Raw genomic sequence first — 19,859 nt, forward strand, 5'->3', positions numbered from 1 at the left:
GGGGAGACCGCCTAGCGGACCTCCCTCAGCTCCACCGTGAGGTGCACGATCTCCTCATGGATGGCCAGGGCGGCGTGGACGGCCTCGGGCGCGAGGCCGGGGTCGGTGCCGGACAGGGCCAGGATGCAGGCGAAACGGCCCTTGCCCACCTGCCACACGTGCAGGTCCGCGACCTGGACGGCGGGCCCCCACGCCGGATGGGCGGCCACCACCTCCCGGATCTCGCCGGCCACCGGGGCGTCGTTCTCGGCGTCCAGGAGCACCCGGGAGGTGTCGCGCAGGAGGCCCCGGGCCCAGACCGCCACCAGGACCGCCCCGGCGAAGCCCATGGCGGGGTCCAGCCAGCGCCAGCCGAAGACGAGGCCCCCGGCGAGGGCGAGAATCGCCAGGACGGAGGTGGCGGCGTCGGCGAGGACGTGCAGGTAGGCGGAGCGCAGGTTGAGGTCCGCGTGGCCATGCCCGTGGTCGTGGCCGTGGTCGTGGCCGCCGTGGGACTGGCCGAGGATGAAGGCGCAGGCCAGGTTGACGAGGAGGCCCAGGATGGCGACGGCGATGGCCTCCCGGTAGGCGATGGGGCGCGGATCGAAGAGGCGCTCGAGGCTGCCCCCCACCATGAGGGCGGCCACCACCAGGAGGAAGAGGGCGCTGGCGAACCCGCCGAGGATCTCGATCTTCCAGGTGCCGAAGGCGTACCGCCCGCTGCCCGCCTGACGCCGGGCGACCCGGTACGCCAGGGCGCTGACCCCGATGGCCACCGCGTGGGAGCTCATGTGCCAGCCGTCGGCGAGGAGGGCCATGGAGTTGAACCACCACCCCGCCGCGATCTCCACCACCATGGTGGCCAGGGTGATGCCCAGGACGAGGCGGGTGCCTCGCTCGCCCGCGGCGTTGCCGGTATCGAAGGCGTGGCTGTGGAGGGGGGGACCGGACAGGGCGTTCATGGGTTCCTCCCCCCCAGGAAACCATGAAACCCGGATCCCGGGCACCACCCCGCCGGGGAGGCTTCGTCCCCGTGGACGACCGCCCTCTCCTGGGGGGAGAATGGGGCATTCCTGCCTTTGAAAGGGTCTGTCGTGCTGCGATCCCGCCCCTCCCGTAACCTGCTGGCCTTCGCGGCCACCTTCGCCTACGGTTGCCTCATGGCCCAGACCCCCACCCCGCCCGTCGCCCCGCAGATCGACCACGTGTCCGTGTGGCACGGGGAGCAGGTCCACGATCCCTGGTTCTGGCTCCGGGAGAAGGCGAACCCCCAGGTGGTGGCCTACCTGGAGGCGGAGAACGCCTACACGGCCGCCGTCACCCGCGAGCTCCAGCCCTTCGCCGACGCCCTCTACGCCGAGATGCTGGGCCGGATCAAGCAGACCGACCTGTCCGTGCCCCAGGTCAACCGGGGCTGGTACTACTACCAGCGCACGGAAGAGGGGAAGCAGTACCCCATCCGCTGCCGCCGCCGGGCCGGCGCGGACGGCGCCTACGACCCCGCCGCCCCCGAGCAGGTGATCCTGGACCTCAACGCCCTGGCCCAGGGCCGCAAGTTCCTGGGCCTGGGCGCCACGGCCGTGAGCGACGACGGGCACCGCCTGGCCTACGCCCTCGACACCACGGGCTACCGGCAGTACGAGCTCTACGTGAAGGACCTGCGCACCGGCGCGGTCGGCCCCCGGGTGGCGGAGCGGGTGACCAGTGTCGCCTGGGCCGCCGACGGCCGGCACCTGTTCTTCGCGACGGAGGATGCGGTCACCAAGCGGTCGGACCGTGTCTGGCGCCTGGATCCCGGGGCCAAGCGGCCCACCCTCGTGCGCCACGAGCCGGACGAACTGTTCACCACCGGCATCGGCCGCACCCGGGACGGCGCCTTCCTGCTCATGGAGACGCGAAGCACGGACACCTGGGAGACCCGCTGCCTCCGGGCCGATCGGCCCAAGGGCGCCTTCCGTGCGGTGGCGCCCCGGGAGAAGGGCCACAAGTACGCCGTGGACCACCGGGCCGGCGCCTTCTGGATCCGCACCAACCGGGGCGCCGTCAACTTCCGCCTCGTCACCGCCCCCGCCGCCAACCCCGGCCCCCGGGCGTGGAAGGAGGTCCTGCCGGGCCGCGAGGACGTGCTGCTCGAGGACATCGACTGCTACCGCGACTTCGTCGTCGCCCAGGAGAAGACCGCCGGCCTCGACCGGTTCCGGGTCTTCGACCCCGCGAAGGGCGCCTGGCGCGAGATCGCCTTCCCCGAGCAGGTCTACGCGGCCGGGCCCGCGGGAACCCCCGATTTCGGGTCGCGGACCTACCGGATCAGCTACCAGTCCATGGTGACCCCCCCCGCCGTCTACGACGTGGACATGGCCACCGGGAACCGCACCCTCCTGAAGGCCACCGAGGTCCTGGGCGGCTACGACCCCTCCAAGTACGCCACCGAACGCCTCTGGGCCACCGCCCGGGACGGGGTCCGCGTCCCCCTCTCCATCGTCTACCGGAAGGGCACGCCCCGGGACGGCTCGGCGCCGCTGCTCCTCTACGGCTACGGATCGTACGGGTACGGCATGCCGGCCTCCTTCCAGAGCCAGCGGCTGAGCCTCCTGGACCGGGGGATGGTCTTCTGCGTCGCCCACATCCGCGGCGGGAACGAACTGGGGGAGGGCTGGCACCGGGACGGAATGCTGATGAAGAAGATGAACACCTTCAACGACTTCATCGATTCGGCCGAGTACCTCGTGCGCGAGAAGTGGACGTCGAGCTCCCGGCTCGTCATCGAGGGCGGCAGCGCCGGCGGCCTCCTCACGGGTGCCGTCACCAACCTGCGGCCTGAGCTCTTCAAGGCCGTGCACAGCGCCGTGCCCTTCGTGGACGTCATGAACACCATGATGGACGCCACCCTGCCGCTCACCGTCGGCGAGTACCTGGAGTGGGGCAACCCCAACGAGAAGGCCGCCTTCGACTACATGCGCGCCTACAGCCCCTACGACAACCTGGCCCGCAAGGCCTACCCCTCCATCCTCGTCACCACGAGCTTCAACGACAGCCAGGTGATGTACTGGGAGCCCGCCAAGTACGTGGCCCGGATGCGCACCCTCAAGACGGACGCCAACCCCCTGCTCCTGAAGATCAAGATGGAGCCCGCCGGCCACGGCGGCGCCTCGGGCCGCTACGACGCCCTGAAGGACCGCGCCTTCGAGCTGGCCTGGATCCTCGACCAGGTGGGCCTCCGCCGCTGATCCCGCCCCTGCCATAATGGGTCATGGCCGATTCCCTCGCCGACCTGACCCTCGCCCTCCGGGCCTTCGCCGCCGAGCGGGACTGGGAGGTCTACCACAGCCCCAAGAACCTGGCCATGGCCCTCACGGGCGAGGCCGGGGAGCTGGCCGCCGAGTTCCAGTGGCTCACGGAGGCCGAAAGCCGGGACCTGGCGCCCGCCCACTTGGAGCGGGTGCGCCAGGAGGCCGCCGACGTGCTCCTGTACCTCACGCGCCTCGCGGACCGGCTGGATTTCGATCTGGTGGAGGCCGCCCGGGCCAAGATGGTCCTCAACGCCGCGCGCTACCCCGCCGACAAGGCCCGGGGCAACGCGCGCAAGTACGGGGAGCTCTGAGCCTCAGGCCAGGCCCAGTTCGGCGCGGTGGGCGTGGAGCACGTCCACCACGCGCTGGAAGTGCTCGTCCTCGGTGCCGCCGATGAGCTCGGCGAGGCGCCGGAAGCCTTCGATCAGCTCCTCCCGGTCCACGCCGGCGGCGAAGGCGGGGGTCTTCATCTTCTTGCGGATGCTCCGGGGCTCGAGGCCTTCGGTGCGCTGGGGGCGGACCAGGGCGCAGGCCGTGACGAAGCCGGTCACCTCGTCCGAGGCCACCAGGGCCCGCTCCAGGAGGGATTCGGCCCGGACGCCGGTGCGCACTGTGGCGTGGGCGGCGATGGCCCGGGCGAGTTCCGCCTCCCCCCGGGCCTCCAGCCACGCCACGATCCGGGCCGGGTGCTCCTCCGGCCAGCGGTCGTAGTCGGCGTCGTGCAGGAGGCCCGCCACGCCGTAGACCTCCGGGTCCTGGCCCAGGCGCCGGGCGAGGTCCTCCATCACCCGCGCCACCCCCAGGGCGTGGATGCGGAGCCGCTCCGACGGCGTCCATTCGTGCATGAGCGACAGCGCCTCGTCCCGTGTGAGCATGGCGTCCTCCCGTCTTCGAGCATAGACCAGGGAAGTGAAAATAATTGACACTGGATAGGTTGGTTTTAGTCTAAAGGCCATCCATCCGCTTTTTCCGAGGAGGTCTCCTTGAAATTCAACCCGTGCGTACTGCTGCTCGTGGCCGCGGCCACGGGGGCCCAGGCCCAGGAAGGTGCCAAGTGGGTCTCCGCCCAGGCGGCCTATATCGTCCCCTCCTACTCCCCCGTCAAGGACGGCCCCGGTTACGGCGGTTCTCTCGGCTGGTGGATCACCAACCGCTGGGGCATCGAGGCCTCCGCCCTCAAGGCGACCATGGCCGCCGAGAACACCCTGACCTACTTCAGCGGCCGCGAATACCAGGGCTTCCTGTCGGGCCTGTACTGCTGGGACACCTCCTCCGAGAAGGTCCGTCCCTTCCTGCGCCTCGGCGCCGGCCTCACCCGCACCACGGTGCCCTGGTCCGAGGACACCAAGAGCGTGAACACCTTCACCGGCGCCGCCGGCGTCGGCCTGCAGTACCTGCTGCCCGCCAACTTCATGGCGACCCTGGAAGGCCGCGGCGTCAAGCTGGCGAGCTCCACCAAGCGCTCCGAGTTCCAGGCGCTGGTCGGCCTGGGCTACCGCTGGGGCGTCAAGACCGCCCCCGTGGCGGCGCCCGCGCCCGCCCCTGCGCCCCTGCCTCCGCCTCCGCCGCCCGTCGTCGAGAAGCCCGTGCCCCCGCCTCCGCCGCCGCCGCCGCCGGTGGTCGCCAAGCCCGTGCCGCCGCCTCCTCCCCCGCCGCCCCCGGCCCCCGCGCCCGTGAAGATCACCCTGGACAACGCGGTCCTCCACTTCGCCAACGGCAGCAACGTCCTCCCCGCCAAGGGCGTGGACGCCATCCGGAAGGTCGCCGGGAAGCTCAAGGAGTTCAAGGGCGAGTACACCCTCCACGTCACCGGCCACACCTCCTCCGTGGGCAAGGCCGCCTTCAACAAGGCCCTCAGCAAGCGCCGGGCCGACGCGGTCGCCAAGGTGCTCGTGGCCTCCGGCATCCCCGCCGCCAACGTCACCACCGCCGGTGTGGGCCCCGACGAGCCCATCGCGGACAACAAGACGGCCGAAGGCCAGGCCCGCAACCGCCGGGTGGAGATCGAGGTGAAGGCCAAGGGTGCCCAGGTTGAAACCCGCACCATCACCACCGACCTGGAAGAGGGCAAGGCCAAGGACTGAGCCTGGTCGAACGCTTCCCGCCACGGGGCCGGCTCAGCCGGCCCCGTTCGCGTACCGGGACCCATCGAATTATAAATAATTTTTGACAGTTCGGCCGTCCCGCCTAACTTGGGAGCGTTGACTCCAGGGTGGCGAGGCGGTGCTTGAAGCGGTCGGAAAAGCGGCAGGATGGGGACTTGGCCCCCTCCGCCTCGCTTGGCCCCTCCTGCTGGCCGCCACCCTCCTCGGGGCCCGGGAGCCGGCGCCCACCCAGCTCCAGCTGGCGGCGGACGCCTCGGACGTCCTCTGGGGCCAGCCCGTGGAGGTGGTCGCCACCCTGGCCTCCCGGGAGCCGGAGGGGACCCGGCGCCCCCCCCTCACCCTGCTGGACGGGGGCCGCGTGGTCGCCATCCGCCCCGCCGGCTCCGGCCCCGCGGTGTTCACCCTGCCCCGGCTGGCCGAGGGCCTCCACGTGCTGACCGCCCTCTACCCCGGCACGGCGACCCAGGCCCCCGCGGCCTCGGCCCCCCTGAGCCTGCGCGTCCGCCCCGCCCAGCCCCCCCCGCGCCTGGACCTGTGGATGCTCCCGGACGGCGCGGTCCAGGCGGCCCCCGTGATCACCCTCCGGGGACGCGCGGCCAGCCCGCTTGGCCAGCCCAGCGTCTGGGTGAACGGCGCCAAGGTCCCCGTGGACCCCGACGGCACCTTCGCCTGGGCCCTCCTCGGCCGGGAGGGGGCCAACCCCATCACCGTGGTGGCCCGGGACCGGGCGGGCCAGGAGACCCGCGCCACCCGCACGGTGACGGTCCGGGCGCGCGCCCCGCGCCTCTTCCTGGAGGACCTCGGGGACGGGGCAGGCACCCCGGACGCGGACCTGACCCTGGCCGGCGACGTCCACGCCCCCGGCACCCCCTCCGATTCCCTGCTCCTCACCTGCACCCTCAACCAGGGGGTCCCCTTCGCGGTGCCCCTGGAGGACAAGCGCTTCACCCTGCGGCTCCGCCTGGCCCCGGGGGCGAACAGCCTCGACTTCCGCATCGGGGATGGGGACGAGGCCGGCTGGGCCCACCGCACGGTCTTCCTCCGTCCCGGCCCGCTCCTGGCCTTCCCCACCCCGCGGGAGGACCGGGTCACGAGCCTGGAGGCCCTGGACCTGGTGGCCGCCACGGCCGCGCCCGCCCCGGGCCTCGCCGTGACCCTGCGGGCGCCGGGCCTCCACCAGGCCCTCGAGGCCGCCCCGGACCGGACGCAGGTGAATGGCACCATGAGCTTCGAGGGGGTCGGCCTCTACACCGCGACCCTGGAGGCCCCGGGCCCGGACGGCGTGCCCCTGCGCGCCCACCGGCAGATCATCCGGGCCGCCGCCCCCGTCTCCACCGCCTACGGGATGGCGGACGTGAAGCGCATCCTGGACTGCATCACGGGGCTGGCTGAAGCCACCCCCGACGAGGTCTTCGACTACGATCTGGCCCCCCTGGGCGAGGGGCCCCTGTGGGGCGATCACCAGCTCGGCGTCGACGACGCCGCCATGGCCCTCACCTTCGCCCTGGGCCTATGGTAGGGCCGCCCCTCCTCCCCTGGATCCTGGCGGCGGCGGTGGCGGCGGGTCCCGCCGCGCCGGCCCCGCCGCTCCCGCCGGGCCCTTACCGGCTGTGGCTCAACGCCACCTGGGCCGTTCCGCCGCCGACTCCCGTGACGGGCCTGGCCCTGGACCTCCAGCTCCCCCCTGGCGTCCTGGTGGCCGCCAACCCCGAGACGGACCGGGTGTTCGAGGACGCCCTGATCGCCCCCCAGGGCCGGCCCATCCTGGCCTCGGCGCGGTTCCAGCGCGCGCGGGGCCAGCTGGACCTCGCCCTGGTCAACCTCCGGCGGAAGGCCTGGGAGGGCCCCTTCGTGGCCGTGGACCTCCGCGTCCTCCCGGGCTTCCGCGTCACCGCCGCCGACCTCCAGGCCTCCGCGAACGTCGCCCTCCGCGGGGTCGCCGCCATCGATCTTGCCGGCACCACCTCCGTCGACCTCACGGCCGCGACCACGATCACGCTCCGCCTCGAACCCCGCTAGCCATCCTGTATTGGCCCCGCAATGAATGCGGGGCCAATACAGGATGGCTAGCGGCCCACGCCTTCAACGCGGAACAGCTCGGAGATGCGGCGTTCGCAGGTGAGGGCGAGGGCGCCGCCGCCGGGGGTGGCCCAGACGGTGGGGATGGCCTGGTGGCCGGAGACGTCCGGCAGGCGGGTGGCGCTGCCGGGGGTCCGGGCGCCGGTGTCCGGGTCCAGGCGCGCCAGGGTCAGGGGCAGGGCCCAGGCGGGGGAGGCCACGAGCAGGCCCCGGCTGTCCGCCGTCCAGCCGACGACACGCTCGCCCTCCCGCAGGCCCCGCACCGGACGGGCGATGGCGCTGGGCGCCGCCGCCAGCAGGCGCCAGCCGCCGCCGGCCGCGGGGACCGCGAGGTGCTGGCCGTCGGGCGAAACCCGGGCGACCGCACCGGTGCCGTCCAGGAAGGGCCCCAGGGCGACGGGCGCCCCCGCCTCCGGCACCCATCGGTACCAGGCCTTGCCGGCCGGGCCCTGCGCCGCCAGGAGGAGGGCCTCGCCCGCCGGGTGAACGGGGCCCAGGGCCTGGAAGCCCTCGGGCAGGGACAGGACCTGGCCGCGCCCTTGGGCGGTGGGCAGGATGCAGAGGGTGCGCTGGCCCCGCGGATCCGAGGCCAGGAGGTGGCCCGCCTCCAGGTCCGCATCCCGGAGGGCGTCCCCCAGGCGCGGCTCCCGCACCTCGGGCCGCAGGTGGGCCAGCACGCACTGGTAGCGGTCGCCGGCCGGCCAAAGGGCGACGGGCCGGCCCTGGCCCAGCTGGGCGGGCGCCTCCTCCCCCTCCCGCCACAGGTAGCCCCGGTCCTGGGCCAGGCCTCCGCCCAGCACGGGGGATTCAAGGAGGAGGAGGGTGCGGCCGTCCGAGCTGAGCCCGGCGGCCTGGGTCCCCTCGAACAGGGAGAACTCCCGGGAGGTCCCGCCCCGGACCAGGATGACGCGGCGCCGGATCCGCTGGTTGGCCAGGAGGAAGCGCCCGTCCGGCGCCACGTCCAGGAGCTGGCGCAGGCCGTCGCCCCGCCAGATCAGCTTGCGCCCGCCCCAGCCGGCGACGGCCCACAGGGAGGTCTGGTCCCCCTCCCATTCGGAGATCCAGAGCCTGCCGTCGGGTCCCCAGGCCAGGCCGGTGGGCTGGGGACCCGGGGCCCCCGCGGGGCGGATGAGGAGCTCCCGGTCCCGGCCGTCCTCCCGCACCATGTGCACCGCCGTCCGCTCCGGCGACGTGGCGATGAAGGCGATTTGGCGGCCGGTCGGGTCCACCCGGAGGCAGGTGAGGGTCGTCTGGGCCGCGTCGGCCTCGACCAGCACCCGGCCGGAGGGATGCTCCAGGCGGAGCCGGCCGCCGGCGAGGCGGAGCCGGGCCCAGCCCGGCGCCCACCAGGCGGCATCCAGCACCCCGTCCCCCTCGGCCAGGGGTCGGCCGGCACGATCCGCCAGCTGCCCAGCCAAGAGGCCTTCCGGGCTCCGGCGCAGGTTCCGAAGGAAGGCCGGCTGGCCTTCGGGCGAGACCCCCACCACGCGGCTCGGGCCCGGGCCCAGGCCCCGGTAGCCGTCCCCGTCCGGGGCCAGGGCGAAGGATTCGGGCTCCTTGCCGCCCACCCGCACGGACACATAGACGGTCCGGCCATCCGGCCCGAAGAACGCCGATTCCAGGGAGCCCCGGGGCATGTCCAGCCGCAGGAAGGCTGGGGCAGGACGGGCGGGCATCATGTCCAGGATGGCCGCCCCCATCAGGGCCAGGGCCACCGCGCCCAGGGCCCACGGGGCCAGGCGCTGCCTCAGGTTCGCCCCGCCCTGCGTCAAGGCCGGCGCCCCTGGGCGGCCTGGCACCGCCGCGCGTAGTCGGCCACCGTGGCCTCGGCGTCCACGCCCAGGGCCGCGAGGTAGGCCGTGAGGTAGCCCCGCACGATGACGGCGGCGCCGGGCAGGTCCTGGAAGCGCTCCGCCTCCAGGGCCGCCAGGAAGGGGATGCGGATGCTGGTCTCCTGGGCCAGGTGCTCCAGGGTGAGGCCCTGGGATTCGCGCAGGGCCCGCAGCGCCGGACCGTCCAGGATCCCCCGGGGCTCGGGGGCCCGGGGCCGGGCGGCGGGAGGCGGCGGGGGCGCCGGTTCCACGAGGCTGCAGAGCTCCTGGAAGGCCGCCTCGACCTCCTCCAGGACGCGGGCCCGGGCCTCGGGGCTGAACTCGTCCATGGACGGCATCGGGAAGGGGCTGTCCCCCCCGCCGTAGAGGGCGCGGAGGAAGGCGTGGGCCCTCCGGATCTCCTCCAGGCCCGCGGAGGCGTCCACCTCCAGGATCTCCCTGCACTTCGCCTCGCCCAGCCGGGTCATGCCTCGCCGCTCCTTTGCGACCGGGCCTTGAGGATCCCCTCCAGGACCGATTCCATATCGTGGTTCATGGCGAAGGAGGCCCCCTTGAGGACGGGGCTGGCCCCCTGGCCGAACAGGTGCCAGAGCTCCTTGTCGTGGTGGACGAACCCGGCGAAGTCCACGGGGATCCCGAAGAACTTCTGCACGGCGCTGCGGGCCGCGGAGGCCATCTCCACCTGCTTGAACTCCCGGACCTCGTTGAGCACCAGGTGGATGCGCAGGTTGCCCCGGGCCTGGGCGTAGAGGTCCGCGAACTCGGGATGCTCGGCGCCCACGAAGGCCGCCAGGTCCTGGACGGTGGCGATGCCGTGGGCGGCCCGGGCCTTCCACACCTCCCGCGCCCGGTCCCGGAGCTTGAGGTGGGCGAGGACGCCGCTCAGCTGCCGGAACTGCAGGTTCTTCACGAAGAGGTAGAAGTTCTCCAGGGCGAGCGGTTCGGGGGTGATCACCGCCACCTTCACCTGGGCCAGGAGGTAGCTGTCCAGCGTGTCGTACTGGGTGCCCGCGCCCAGGTCCAGGATCACGTGGTCCGCGTCCAGGGCCCTGAGGTGGCGGAAGAACTTCTGCTTCTGGGCCGAGTTGAGGCCGTCGGTGTTGGCGGAGTTCAGGTTGCCCGGGACCAGCCGCAGCCCGGGCACGCGCGTCTCCTGGATGATCTCGTCGAGGGAGGCCTTGTAGTCGAAGAACCGCCCCAGGTTGGCCGCGGGGTGGCGGAGGCCGCAGTAGGTGTGCTGGTTGGCGCCGCCGAAATCGGCGTCCACCAGGATCACCCGTTGGCCGCGCTCGGCGAGCTTGAGGCCGAGACCGCTGGTGACCAGGCTCTTGCCCGTCCCCCCCTTGCCTCCACCCACGGCCCAGATCAGCATGCGCTCCCTGTGAGGTTGTTGCCATCACCCTATCAGAAAAGGCTTATTCCACGAATCGCGCGGGTTCGGAGAGGTCCGCCTAAAGGACTTGTAAATTTTTAACTAAATTGGATCAATCTGGTCACCTTTTGCCTTAAGCTCTCAGTCAACCTAGGGATCAACCATGGACCCCGACGCCTCGCCCGCCCGACTCAACCCCGACGGACCCGGCTTGCCAGCTGACACGCTCGACGCCCTCCGCATCCTCACGCGGGCCGTGGAGCAGAGTCCCGTGTCCGTCATCATCACGGATCCCGATGGGGTGATCCAGTACGTGAACCCCAAGTTCACCCGCCTCATGGGGTGGACCCCGGACGAGATCATCGGCCGCAAGCCCTCCGTCCTCAAGGGCGGCTACAACACGGAGAGCTTCTACCGGGACCTGTGGAACGTGATCCGGGCCGGGGAGGAGTGGCGCGGCCTCTTCCACAACCGCACCAAGGCGGGCGAGTTCGTGTGGGAGCTCGGCTCCATCTCCCCCATCCGGGACGAGGACGGCCGCATCACCCACTACGTGGGCGTCAAGGAGGACATCACCGAGCTCAAGCGCCTGCAGGACCAGCTGACCCGCCTGGCCCACTACGACGCGCTCACGGACCTGCCGAACCGCGCCCTGTTCATGGACCGCCTGGCCCAGGCCCTGGCCCGGGCCCACCGGCGGGAGACCGCCTTCGCCCTGCTCTACATGGACCTGGACGGCTTCAAGGACGTCAACGACACCTGCGGCCACGCCGCCGGCGACGCCCTCCTCGGGGCCGTGGCCCGGCGCCTCCAGGAGGCCGTGCGCGCCTCCGACACCGTGGCCCGCATGGGCGGGGACGAGTTCACCGTGCTCCTGGAGGACATCCACAGCCCCGAGGACGCCCTCCGGGTGGCGGAGCAGATCCGCGCCGCCCTCGCCGCCCCCTTCCCCCACGGCGATGCCGAATGCCGGGTGGGCATCAGCATCGGCATCGCCTGCCATCCCGCGGACGGCACCGACAGCGACGCCCTCCTGCGGGCCGCCGACGGCGCCCTCTACCAGGTGAAGCGCGCCGGCCGGGGCGGCATCCGGTTCCATGGGGAGACCGTGGGATAGCCGTGGGAGGATGGAGGGGATGGACCTCTCCCTCTCCGTGCGCGATTTCGTCGCCGACCTGGAACCCACCGGCAGCATCGATGTCCGGCGGGCCCTGGTGCTGGAGGAGGAGCCCATGGCCCTGGGCGTCCGGGCCCACGCGCGGGTGCAGCGCCGGCTGGAGCGGGAGCACCCGGGCAGCCGATCCGAGGTGCCCGTCCTGGCGGAGCTGGAGGCCGACGGTTTCCAGGTGCGGGTGCGGGGGCGCATGGACCTGCTCCTGGCCCTGGACCCCCCCGTGGTGGAGGAGATCAAGACCACGCTCCGGCCCGCCCTCCTCCTCCAGGCCCTGGCGGAGGAACCGGACCATCCCTTCGCCCAGCAGGCTCGGCTCTACGCCTGGATCCAGGGCCGGGGGACGGGCCTCGCCCCCGCCTGCCGGATCCGCGTGGTGGACCTGCTGGAGGGCGCCGAGACCGTGCTCCCCGTGGCCTTCGACCCGGAGACCTTCGGCGCCTGGGTGGAGGCCCGGGTGCGGGCCCTGCACGCGGCCTGGCTCCGGGCCGAAGCCCGGCGGGCGGAACGGCGGCAGCTGGCCGCGGCGCTGACCTTTCCCTTCGCGGACCCCCGCCCCGGGCAGGCCGCCCTCCTGGACGAGGTTCGGACCACCCTGGAAGCGGGCGGACGCCTCCTCCTCCAGGCGCCCACCGGCCTGGGCAAGACCGCCGCCGTCCTCTACCCGGCCCTGGAGAAGGCCCTGCGGGACGATCTGCGGGTCTTCTACGCCACGCCCCGCAACAGCCAGTTCGAGGTGGCCGAGGACTGCGTGCGGCGGATCCGCGCCCAGGGCCACCCGGTGCGCTCCGTCACCCTGCGGGCCAAGGAGAAGGTCTGCCCCCAGCCGGAGGTGGACTGCCGGCCCGAGGTCTGCCCCCGGGCGGAGGCCTACTACGACCGCCTGCGGACCTGCGGGGTCCTGGAGGAGCTGGCCGCCCTGGGGTGCGCCGATCCGCCCAGCCTCGCCGAGGCCGCGGACCGCCACGTCCTCTGCCCCTTCGAGCTGGCCCTGGACGCGGCCCGGAACGCCGACGTCGTCATCGGGGACTACAACTACGCCTTCGCGCCCGGAGCCACCCTGGCACGGTTCTTCGGGACGCCGGAGGAGGCGCGGCGCACCGTCGTCCTCGTGGACGAGGCCCATAACCTCCCGGCCCGGGCCGCGGACTGGTTCAGCCCCGGCCTGGACCTGGCCTGGCTGGAGGAGCTGCGCAAGCGGCGGACCCCGGGCTGGGAGCGGGGGCTGCGCGGCAGGTTCACGCGGCAGGCCCGGCGCTGCGCCGCCCTCCTCCAGGGCTTCGACGGCCCCCACCGGGAGGTGATGGTGGAGCCGGGCCCCTTCCTCGCCGAGGAGACCCGCCTCGTCCGGCTCGTGGCCGAGGCCGCCGCCCGGGGCCAGGACCTGCGCCCCTCCCACCCCCTGGCGGAGCTCCAGCGCGGGTGGTCCGAGTTCTGCGGCGTCCTCCGCCAGCTGGGCCCCGAGCACATCCTCACCTGGATCCCCCCGGGTCGCCTCCAGATCACCTGCGCCGAGGCCTCGGAGCACCTGGCGGAGCGCATGGCGGGGCTGGCGTCCGCGGTGCTCTTCTCGGCCACCCTCAAGCCCTTCGAATACCACCGCCGCCTCTGCGGCCTGGACGCCGCCGCCCCCCGGGAGGCGGAGGTGCCCTCGCCCTTCCCTCCCGCCCGCCGGAAGCTCCTCGTCGTGCCCCAGATCAGCACCCTCTGGCGCCGCCGGGAGCAGGAGGCGCCCCGCATCGCCGGCTTCCTGTCCCGGGTGCTGCCCCTGCGCCGGGGCAACTACGCCGTCTTCTTCCCCAGCTTCGATCTCCTGGAGCGCACCCTGCCCCACCTGGACCTGCCGGACTTCCGGGTGCGGGCCCAGCCCCGGCGGGCCGCCGCGGCCCAGGTGGCGGGGCTCCTGGAGGCCCTGCGGGGGGAACGGGGCGTGGTGGTCCTCGCCGTCCAGGGGGGCTCCCTCGCCGAGGGCATCGACCTGCCCGGGGAGGCCCTCATCGGGTGCGTGATCGTGGGTCCGCCCCTGCCCCCCTTCGACCTGGAGCGGGAGGCCATCAAGCGCCACTTCCAGGCCCGGTACGGGCGGGGCCGGGAGTACGCCTACGCGTACCCGGCCACGGCCCGGGCGGTCCAGGCCGCGGGCCGGGTGATCCGCACCCCCACGGACGCGGGCCTCCTCATCTTCCTCGACGGCCGGTTCCTGGATCCCACCTTCACCTGCGGCTTCCCGGAGGGCTGGATCCCAGGGAACCCCCGGGCCCTGGTGTCCCGGTCCATCCTGGCGGACGTGGCGGCCTTCTGGGCTTCCTGCGATCCTTGACCATGCGCCCATCCCTCCTGGCCCTCGTCCTCGCCGCCCTCCTGGCGCCCCTGGCGCCGGCGGCGCCCCCGGTCCTCCTCCCCGCGGCCTCGGCCTCCGTGGAGGACGGCCCCCACGTCATCTGGGAAGGGGCCCAGGCCCGCGTCCTCCGGTGGCGCCAAGGGAAGGTGGACGTGGCGGACCTGCCCCCCTCCGGGCTCCTGGCCGTGGACGGCCTGCCCCCCCTGCGCCTGGACCCCGCGCCCCCCGCCCCCGAGGCGGCGGTGTTCCCGGCGGTGCGCGCCCTGGCCGCCGTGAGCGACATCCACGGCAAGCGCGACGCGCTCGTGGCGCTGCTGAAGGCCCAGGGGATCCTGGACGCCCGGGGCGCCTGGGCCTTCGGCGCGGGCCACCTCGTGGTGGCCGGGGACACCGTGGACTACGGGGACCAGGTCACCGAGGCGCTCTGGCTGCTGCGCAGCCTCGCCCAGCAGGCCCGGGCCGCCGGGGGCGCCGTCCACGTCCTGATCGGCAACCACGAGTTCATGGACATGCGGGGGGACCTGCGGTACGTGGTCCCCAAGTACAAGGCCCTGCCCCTCTCCATCCCCTACCTGACCGGCCCCGACACCGAGTTCGGGCGCTGGTTCCGGTCCCTGCCGGCGATGATCCGCATCGGGGACACCCTCTTCACCCACGGGGGCCCGTCGGCGGCCTTCGCCGCCGCCTATCCCGGCGTCGAAGCCGTTAACGCCCAGTTCCGGAAGGAGCTGAAGGAGGGCCCCGGCCCCGTCACCGGGCGCTACGGCCCCCAGTGGTACCGCGGCCTCGTGCCCGGCGGGTCCGCCAAGGACGCGACGGCGGCCGAGGTGGACGCGGTCCTGGCCGCCTACGGGGCCGCGCGGGTCGTGGTCGGGCACACCACCCTCGACCGCATCACGGCCTTCCACGGCGGCAAGGTCCACGTCATCGACGCCGGCCTCAAGGATGGCAAGCCCGGCGAGCTCTGGCTCCAGATCGACGGCCGCCGCTGGCGCGGCACCGCCGACGGCAAGCGGTCGCCCCTGGACCCGTGAGCCTCCCGGGGGGACCGGTTCGCCGCACTTGCCGCTTGCGCCCCGCCGCGGGGTTCCCGTTCAATGGAGCCATGGCTTCCCGTCCCCGGATCCGCACGCTGGCCACGCTCCTCCTGGCGGGAGGCGGCCTGGGGGCCCAGAGCGTCTACTCGGTCATCGCGGAACAGTCGCGGACGGCCTTCACCATCGGCGGCGCCGGAGCCCGGGCGGCGGGAACGGGAGGCGCCTTCATCGCCGTCGCCGACGACGCCACGGCCATGTCCTTCAACCCCGCCGGGCTCGGCCAGCTCCTGCTGCCCGAGGTCTCCCTGGCGGGGCAGAGCTACCGCCGCAGCCTCCGGCTCACCGGCTTCGCCGATCCCGCAGGAACGGATCCCACCACGCGGGAGGACGCCTCCCGGGGGGACAGCCACACCCGGCCCTCCTTCGTGTCCATCGCCATCCCCTGGAAGCGCCACGGCCTGAACACGGCCGTGCAGTTCAGCTACCAGCGCATCCTCGACTTCGATTTCGGCGCGGAACGGGCCTACGCCGCGCAGCCCCCCGGCGGGGGCGCGCCCCAGACCGTCACCCAGGCCATCTTCCAGGCCGGGGGCATCGACATGTACTCGGCGGGACTGGGCCTGGAGCTCAGCCCCCGCATCCTCGCGGGCGCCTCGGTGAACTTCTGGCGGGGCCGCTGGGATTTCAGCTCCGCCTCGGAGAAGGCGGCCTCCGGCGCGGCCGTCTTCGACTCCGTCCTCGCCCAGCGCAACCAGTTCCGGGGCTGGAACGTCAACGCCGGCCTCATCTGGCGTTCCCAGTACGTGAACCTGGGCCTCGTCTACCGCTCCCCCTTCACCGCCACCTACACCTTCGAGAACTACCTCACCCAGCCCGACCCCGCCACCGGCCTCATCACCACCACCCACGGCGCCCGGACCCCCTACGAGCTGCGCTGGCCCGAGACCCTGGGCTGGGGCGTGGGCCTCCACCCGCTGCCCACCCTCCTCCTCACCGCGGACTGGAGCCGCACCCCCTGGTCCCAGGCCACCTTCGCCAACCAGGGCACCGACTACGACGGCCGCAACTACTTCGACCTGGCCGTGGACACCCGGACCCCCACGGTCACCACCTTCCACACCGGCGCGGAGTGGGTCACCTTCCTGGGCGAGCGGACCGTGCTGCCCCTGCGGGTGGGCTGGTTCCGGGAGCCCCAGCCCATGGTGGACACCCGGACCGGCGCCCAGCGCGTGGTGCTCGGCTGGACCGTCGGGTTCGGCGTCAAGCGCGGTCCCGTGACCGTGGACGCGGCCTACCGGGAGAGCCGCAGCACCCGCTTCGCCTCCCGCCTGAACGCGGACGCCCCCCTGGGCGGCCTGACCTCGTACGCCTATGGGTTCGAGACCCTCCAGGAGCGCCGTCTCTTCCTGTCCCTGATCGTCCAGTTGGACGGCGACCAGGTCCGGAAGGCCGTGGCCTGGCTCTTCCAGGGGCCCTGAGGCCGGCCCCGCCTGACACAGGCGTGGGCAGGCGCCCGGGCCTTGGATAGGATGGAAGGATCCCACCCCCCCCTGGAACCCTTGATGAGCGACTCCGATCCACAGCTTCCCGCCGGATGGGCGGAGGAAACCGTGGCCCGGACCCTGGCCAACTTCCCACCCCCCCTCTTCGGGGACGACGCGCCGACCCACCTGGGCCCGGCGCCCGCCGGCGAGCGCAGCGGGCCCCTGCCCCCCTGGATCTCCGAGAGCCAGGGCAAGCCGGGGAAGCAGATCGGGCGCTTCATCCTCGGCCCCCTCCGCGGCCGGGGCGGCATGGGCCTCGTCTACCAGGCCTACGACCCGGCCCTGCGGCGCATCGTGGCCCTCAAACTGGTGGCGGGCCGCGACCCCGCCCACCTGCCCCGCTTCCAGCAGGAGGCCCGGGCCCAGGCGCGGGTGGACCATCCCAACATCTGCAAGGTCTACGAGGTCGGCCACATCGAGGAACTGCCCTTCATCGCCATGCAGTACATCGAGGGGGACAACCTCGCCGTGCTGGGCAAGGACCTCAGCCTCCCCGAGAAGGTGCGCATCATCACCCTGGCCGCGGAGGCCCTGGACGCCGCCCACCACGCCGGGCTCATCCACCGGGACATCAAACCCTCGAACATCATGCTGGAGCGGGTGGACGGCGGCTGGCGCCCCTACCTGACCGACTTCGGCCTGGCCAAGGAGGAGGAGGGCGCCGCCCTCACCCTGGACGGCAAAGTGATGGGCACCCCCTCGTACATGGCCCCCGAACAGGCCATGGGGGTCACGGGCCGGGTGGACGCCCGGGCTGATGTCTACGCCCTGGGCGCCACCTTCTACTTCCTCCTGGCCAACCGGCCCCCGATCCAGGGCGGCGACGCGGCCCAGACCCTCGCGGCCCTGGCCGACGGGGAGGTGCCGTCCCTCCGGAAGCTGGTGCCGGACCTGCCCCTGGACCTGGCGGTCATCGTCCACAAGTGCCTGGAGAAGGAGCCCGACCGGCGCTACGCCAGCGCCCGGCTCCTGGCGGAGGACCTGCGCCGCTTCCACCAGGGGGAGCCCATCCTCGCCCGTTCCCCGTCCCTGGCCTACGTCATGACCAAGCGGGTCCGCAAGCACTGGGCCCTCTCCCTCGCGGCCAGCGTGGCCCTCCTCCTGGGCCTGGGCACCGTGGGCTGGAGCCTGCGGCTCCAGTGGCGCGCCCGGGCCCAGGCCGACCTCGCCCGCCAGTTCGGCGAGCAGGTCAAGGACCTGGAGTTCACCCTGCGCATGGCCCACCTGCTGCCCCGCCACGACCTCAGCCGGGACCTGGCCCGGGTGCGCCGGGCCATGGACACCATCCGCGTCCAGATGGCGGCCCAGAAGGGGCTGGCCGACGCCCCCGGCGCCTACGCCCTGGGCCGCGGGCACCTGGCCCTCGGGGAGTACCGGGAAGCGCGCGAACGCCTGCTCCAGGCCTGGAACCTGGGGGCCCGGGGCCCCCGGGTCGCCGAGGCCCTCGGCCTCACCCTCGGCGAACTCTACCGGCGCGGCCTGGCGGAGGCCGCGCGGGAGCCCGTGGGGGACGCCCGGAAGGCCATGGAGGCGGATCTGGTGCGGCTGTACCGGGATCCGGCCCTGGAATTCATCCGGCTGGCCGGCGACGAACCTTACCTCAAGGGCCTCCTGGCCTACTACGAGGGCCGCCCCGCCGACGCCGCGGCCTTCGCCCGGAGCGCCCTCGCGGCGGACCCCACCTCCTTCGAAGCCTTCCAGCTCCAGGGCGACGCCGCCCAGGCGGAGGCGGAGACCGCCTTCCAGCACGGGGACACGACCGGGGCGGAGGCGGCCTCCGAACGCGCGCGGCGCGCCTACCACCAGGCCATGGACATCGCCCGGAGCCATCCCGACGTCTTCCTCGCCGATGTCCGCCGCTGCCTCCTCAACATGCGCCTGGCCAGCCGGCACAGCACCGGCGTGGACGACCGCGCCCTCACCGAGGCTCTCGGCCATCTGGACGACGCCCTGGCCTGCGACCCCGCCGCCTCCGGCATCCAGCTGGCCATCTCCCAGGCCTGGAGCCTCTGGGGCGAGGAGCTGCGGCACAAGGGGCAGTCCCCCCTGGTGGCCAACGGCCGGGCCCTCGTCGCCGCCAAGCGGGCCGCGGAGGGCGACGCCGGCCCCGGCCCCCTCATCGCCATGGCGAGCCTGCTCCGGGCCAACGCCGAGTACGTCCGCTACCACGGCGGCGACCCCACCCCCTGGATCCAGGAAGGCGCCGCCATCTTCCGCCGAGCCGCGGAGCTGGAGCCCGGCAACACCACCGCCCTCCGCGGCCACATCCTCCTGTGCTTCGTCGCCGCCGACGACGCCCGGCGCAAGGGCCGGGACCCCCGGCCGACGGTGGAGGAGGGCCTGGCCCTGGGCCAGCGCCTCGTCGTGCTCCAGCCCGGCCTGGCCAGCAACCACGATTGGATGGGAGGCCTGGCCGGGGCCCAGGCCGAGTATCTCCTGGACCACGCCCAGGATCCCGGCCCGTGGTTCACCCGGGCCCTCGAGAGCTTCGACCGCGCCCTGGCCATCAACCCCAAGGATGTGTCCCTGCTCAACAACATCGCCTACTACAACGCCCGCAAGGCGGAATGGGACCTCCAGTCCAGGCGCGACCCCGGCCCCGCCCTGGCCCGGGCCCTGGACCTCGCCCGCCGGGGCATCGCAGAGAACCGGAACCCGGCCCTGGTGTACGGGACCTTCGCCTTCGCCTGCCGGGTCCAGGCCCAGTGGGACCTCCAGCGGGGACGGAGCCCCCTGGCGAGCCTCCATGAGGGCCTCCGGGCCTGCCGCAAGGCCGAGGCCCTGGACCGGGGCTTCTACGACAACCCCCTCCAGGCCGGGCTCCTGGGCCTCGTCGAGGCCCGCTGGAGGACCGCCCAGCGCCAGGATCCCGGCCCCGTCCTCGCCCAGGCCCTCCTGGACCTCCGCCGGGCCCGGGACCTCAACAGCCGCCACGGCTGGGAGACGGAGCTGAGCTACGCCGCCGGCCTCCTGCAGGAGGCGGAGGCCCGCCCAGGCAGGGCCGCGGCCCTGAAGGCGGAAGCCCGCGCCGTCCTCGCCGGCGCGGCCCAGCTCGATCCCGGCCTGGCCCTCCTGAAGCGCCTCCGCGCCCAGGCCCAGGGGGCCTGAC

At 73.5% G+C, this 19,859-nt stretch carries 15 protein-coding genes; 10 read left to right on the forward strand and 5 right to left on the reverse strand.

Annotation, left to right across the window (positions count from 1 at the left end; all coding sequences use genetic code 11):
* Positions 1 to 11: 11 nt before the first annotated feature.
* Positions 12 to 941: a CDF family Co(II)/Ni(II) efflux transporter DmeF gene (dmeF, locus tag R2J75_RS12470; RefSeq protein ID WP_243331951.1), complete on the reverse strand. Its 930-nt coding sequence runs from the start codon at positions 939 to 941 to the stop codon at positions 12 to 14.
* 132 nt (positions 942 to 1,073) lie between these two features.
* Between dmeF and R2J75_RS12475 the strand changes: the two genes are divergently transcribed.
* Together R2J75_RS12475 and R2J75_RS12480 are read left to right on the forward strand one after the other, a co-directional pair.
* Entirely contained in the window at positions 1,074 to 3,206 is a 2,133-nt protein-coding gene (locus tag R2J75_RS12475) for a S9 family peptidase (RefSeq protein WP_243331950.1), read from the forward strand.
* A 23-nt stretch (positions 3,207 to 3,229) separates the two neighbouring features.
* Positions 3,230 to 3,580 (forward strand): nucleotide pyrophosphohydrolase, encoded by a 351-nt coding sequence (locus R2J75_RS12480; RefSeq protein ID WP_243331949.1) that lies wholly within the window; start codon positions 3,230 to 3,232, stop codon positions 3,578 to 3,580.
* Positions 3,581 to 3,583: 3 nt separating this feature from the next.
* On the opposite strand, the gene R2J75_RS12485 is transcribed toward R2J75_RS12480, so the two are convergent.
* On the reverse strand, positions 3,584 to 4,144 hold the full coding sequence (locus tag R2J75_RS12485) for an HD domain-containing protein (protein ID WP_243331948.1): 561 nt from the start codon (positions 4,142 to 4,144) through the stop codon (positions 3,584 to 3,586).
* A 108-nt stretch (positions 4,145 to 4,252) separates the two neighbouring features.
* On the opposite strand from R2J75_RS12485, the gene R2J75_RS12490 reads away from it, so the two are divergent.
* From R2J75_RS12490 to R2J75_RS12500, 3 genes are all read left to right on the forward strand, one after another.
* Positions 4,253 to 5,353, forward strand: coding sequence for an OmpA family protein (locus tag R2J75_RS12490; RefSeq protein ID WP_243331947.1), 1,101 nt, complete (start codon positions 4,253 to 4,255; stop codon positions 5,351 to 5,353).
* A gap of 139 nt (positions 5,354 to 5,492) precedes the next feature.
* Positions 5,493 to 6,893, forward strand: a complete 1,401-nt coding sequence (locus R2J75_RS12495; protein WP_316410294.1) for an Ig-like domain repeat protein — start codon at positions 5,493 to 5,495, stop codon at positions 6,891 to 6,893.
* A complete protein-coding gene (locus R2J75_RS12500) occupies positions 6,887 to 7,393 on the forward strand; it encodes a hypothetical protein (protein ID WP_243346594.1) in 507 nt (168 codons plus the stop codon). Before R2J75_RS12495 ends, R2J75_RS12500 begins: the two co-directional genes overlap by 7 nt.
* 47 nt (positions 7,394 to 7,440) lie before the next feature.
* Here R2J75_RS12500 and R2J75_RS12505 read toward each other — a convergent pair whose 3' ends face one another.
* The 3 genes from R2J75_RS12505 to R2J75_RS12515 are packed head-to-tail and all read right to left on the reverse strand — an operon-like array spanning position 7,441 to position 10,657.
* On the reverse strand, positions 7,441 to 9,225 hold the full coding sequence (locus R2J75_RS12505) for a TolB-like translocation protein (RefSeq protein ID WP_316410295.1): 1,785 nt from the start codon (positions 9,223 to 9,225) through the stop codon (positions 7,441 to 7,443).
* Positions 9,222 to 9,752 carry a helix-turn-helix domain-containing protein gene (locus R2J75_RS12510; protein WP_243331943.1) on the reverse strand — a complete coding sequence of 177 codons (531 nt, stop codon included), beginning with the start codon at positions 9,750 to 9,752 and terminating at the stop codon, positions 9,222 to 9,224. The genes R2J75_RS12505 and R2J75_RS12510 overlap by 4 nt, the downstream gene beginning before the upstream one ends.
* Entirely contained in the window at positions 9,749 to 10,657 is a 909-nt protein-coding gene (locus R2J75_RS12515) for a nucleotide-binding protein (protein WP_243331942.1), read from the reverse strand. The genes R2J75_RS12510 and R2J75_RS12515 overlap by 4 nt, the downstream gene beginning before the upstream one ends.
* A gap of 163 nt (positions 10,658 to 10,820) precedes the next feature.
* Between R2J75_RS12515 and R2J75_RS12520 the strand changes: the two genes are divergently transcribed.
* From R2J75_RS12520 to R2J75_RS12540, 5 genes are all read left to right on the forward strand, one after another.
* A complete protein-coding gene (locus R2J75_RS12520; RefSeq protein ID WP_316410297.1) occupies positions 10,821 to 11,774 on the forward strand; it encodes a diguanylate cyclase domain-containing protein in 954 nt (317 codons plus the stop codon).
* Positions 11,775 to 11,793: 19 nt separating this feature from the next.
* Entirely contained in the window at positions 11,794 to 14,148 is a 2,355-nt protein-coding gene (locus R2J75_RS12525; RefSeq protein WP_316410298.1) for an ATP-dependent DNA helicase, read from the forward strand.
* A 2-nt stretch (positions 14,149 to 14,150) separates the two neighbouring features.
* A complete protein-coding gene (locus R2J75_RS12530; RefSeq protein WP_316410299.1) occupies positions 14,151 to 15,203 on the forward strand; it encodes a metallophosphoesterase in 1,053 nt (350 codons plus the stop codon).
* A 71-nt stretch (positions 15,204 to 15,274) separates the two neighbouring features.
* Positions 15,275 to 16,684 (forward strand): hypothetical protein, encoded by a 1,410-nt coding sequence (locus tag R2J75_RS12535; protein ID WP_316410300.1) that lies wholly within the window; start codon positions 15,275 to 15,277, stop codon positions 16,682 to 16,684.
* A gap of 132 nt (positions 16,685 to 16,816) precedes the next feature.
* Positions 16,817 to 19,858, forward strand: coding sequence for a serine/threonine-protein kinase (locus tag R2J75_RS12540; protein ID WP_316410301.1), 3,042 nt, complete (start codon positions 16,817 to 16,819; stop codon positions 19,856 to 19,858).
* The last annotated feature ends 1 nt before the right edge of the window (position 19,859 follow it).

Origin of the sequence: Mesoterricola sediminis (assembly GCF_030295425.1) — a bacterium.
GTDB lineage: Bacteria > Acidobacteriota > Holophagae > Holophagales > Holophagaceae > Mesoterricola > Mesoterricola sediminis.

Bases quoted from the DNA above. Each gene is read 5' to 3' on its own strand.
- R2J75_RS12510 (WP_243331943.1), bottom strand. From the start codon at position 9,752: ATGACCCGGCTGGGCGAGGCGAAGTGCAGGGAGATCCTGGAGGTGGAC.
- R2J75_RS12535 (WP_316410300.1), top strand. From the start codon at position 15,275: ATGGCTTCCCGTCCCCGGATCCGCACGCTGGCCACGCTCCTCCTGGCG.
- R2J75_RS12525 (WP_316410298.1), top strand. From the start codon at position 11,794: ATGGACCTCTCCCTCTCCGTGCGCGATTTCGTCGCCGACCTGGAACCC.
- R2J75_RS12530 (WP_316410299.1), top strand. From the start codon at position 14,151: ATGCGCCCATCCCTCCTGGCCCTCGTCCTCGCCGCCCTCCTGGCGCCC.
- R2J75_RS12520 (WP_316410297.1), top strand. From the start codon at position 10,821: ATGGACCCCGACGCCTCGCCCGCCCGACTCAACCCCGACGGACCCGGC.
- R2J75_RS12485 (WP_243331948.1), bottom strand. From the start codon at position 4,144: ATGCTCACACGGGACGAGGCGCTGTCGCTCATGCACGAATGGACGCCG.
- R2J75_RS12515 (WP_243331942.1), bottom strand. From the start codon at position 10,657: ATGCTGATCTGGGCCGTGGGTGGAGGCAAGGGGGGGACGGGCAAGAGC.
- dmeF (WP_243331951.1), bottom strand. From the start codon at position 941: ATGAACGCCCTGTCCGGTCCCCCCCTCCACAGCCACGCCTTCGATACC.
- R2J75_RS12480 (WP_243331949.1), top strand. From the start codon at position 3,230: ATGGCCGATTCCCTCGCCGACCTGACCCTCGCCCTCCGGGCCTTCGCC.
- R2J75_RS12500 (WP_243346594.1), top strand. From the start codon at position 6,887: ATGGTAGGGCCGCCCCTCCTCCCCTGGATCCTGGCGGCGGCGGTGGCG.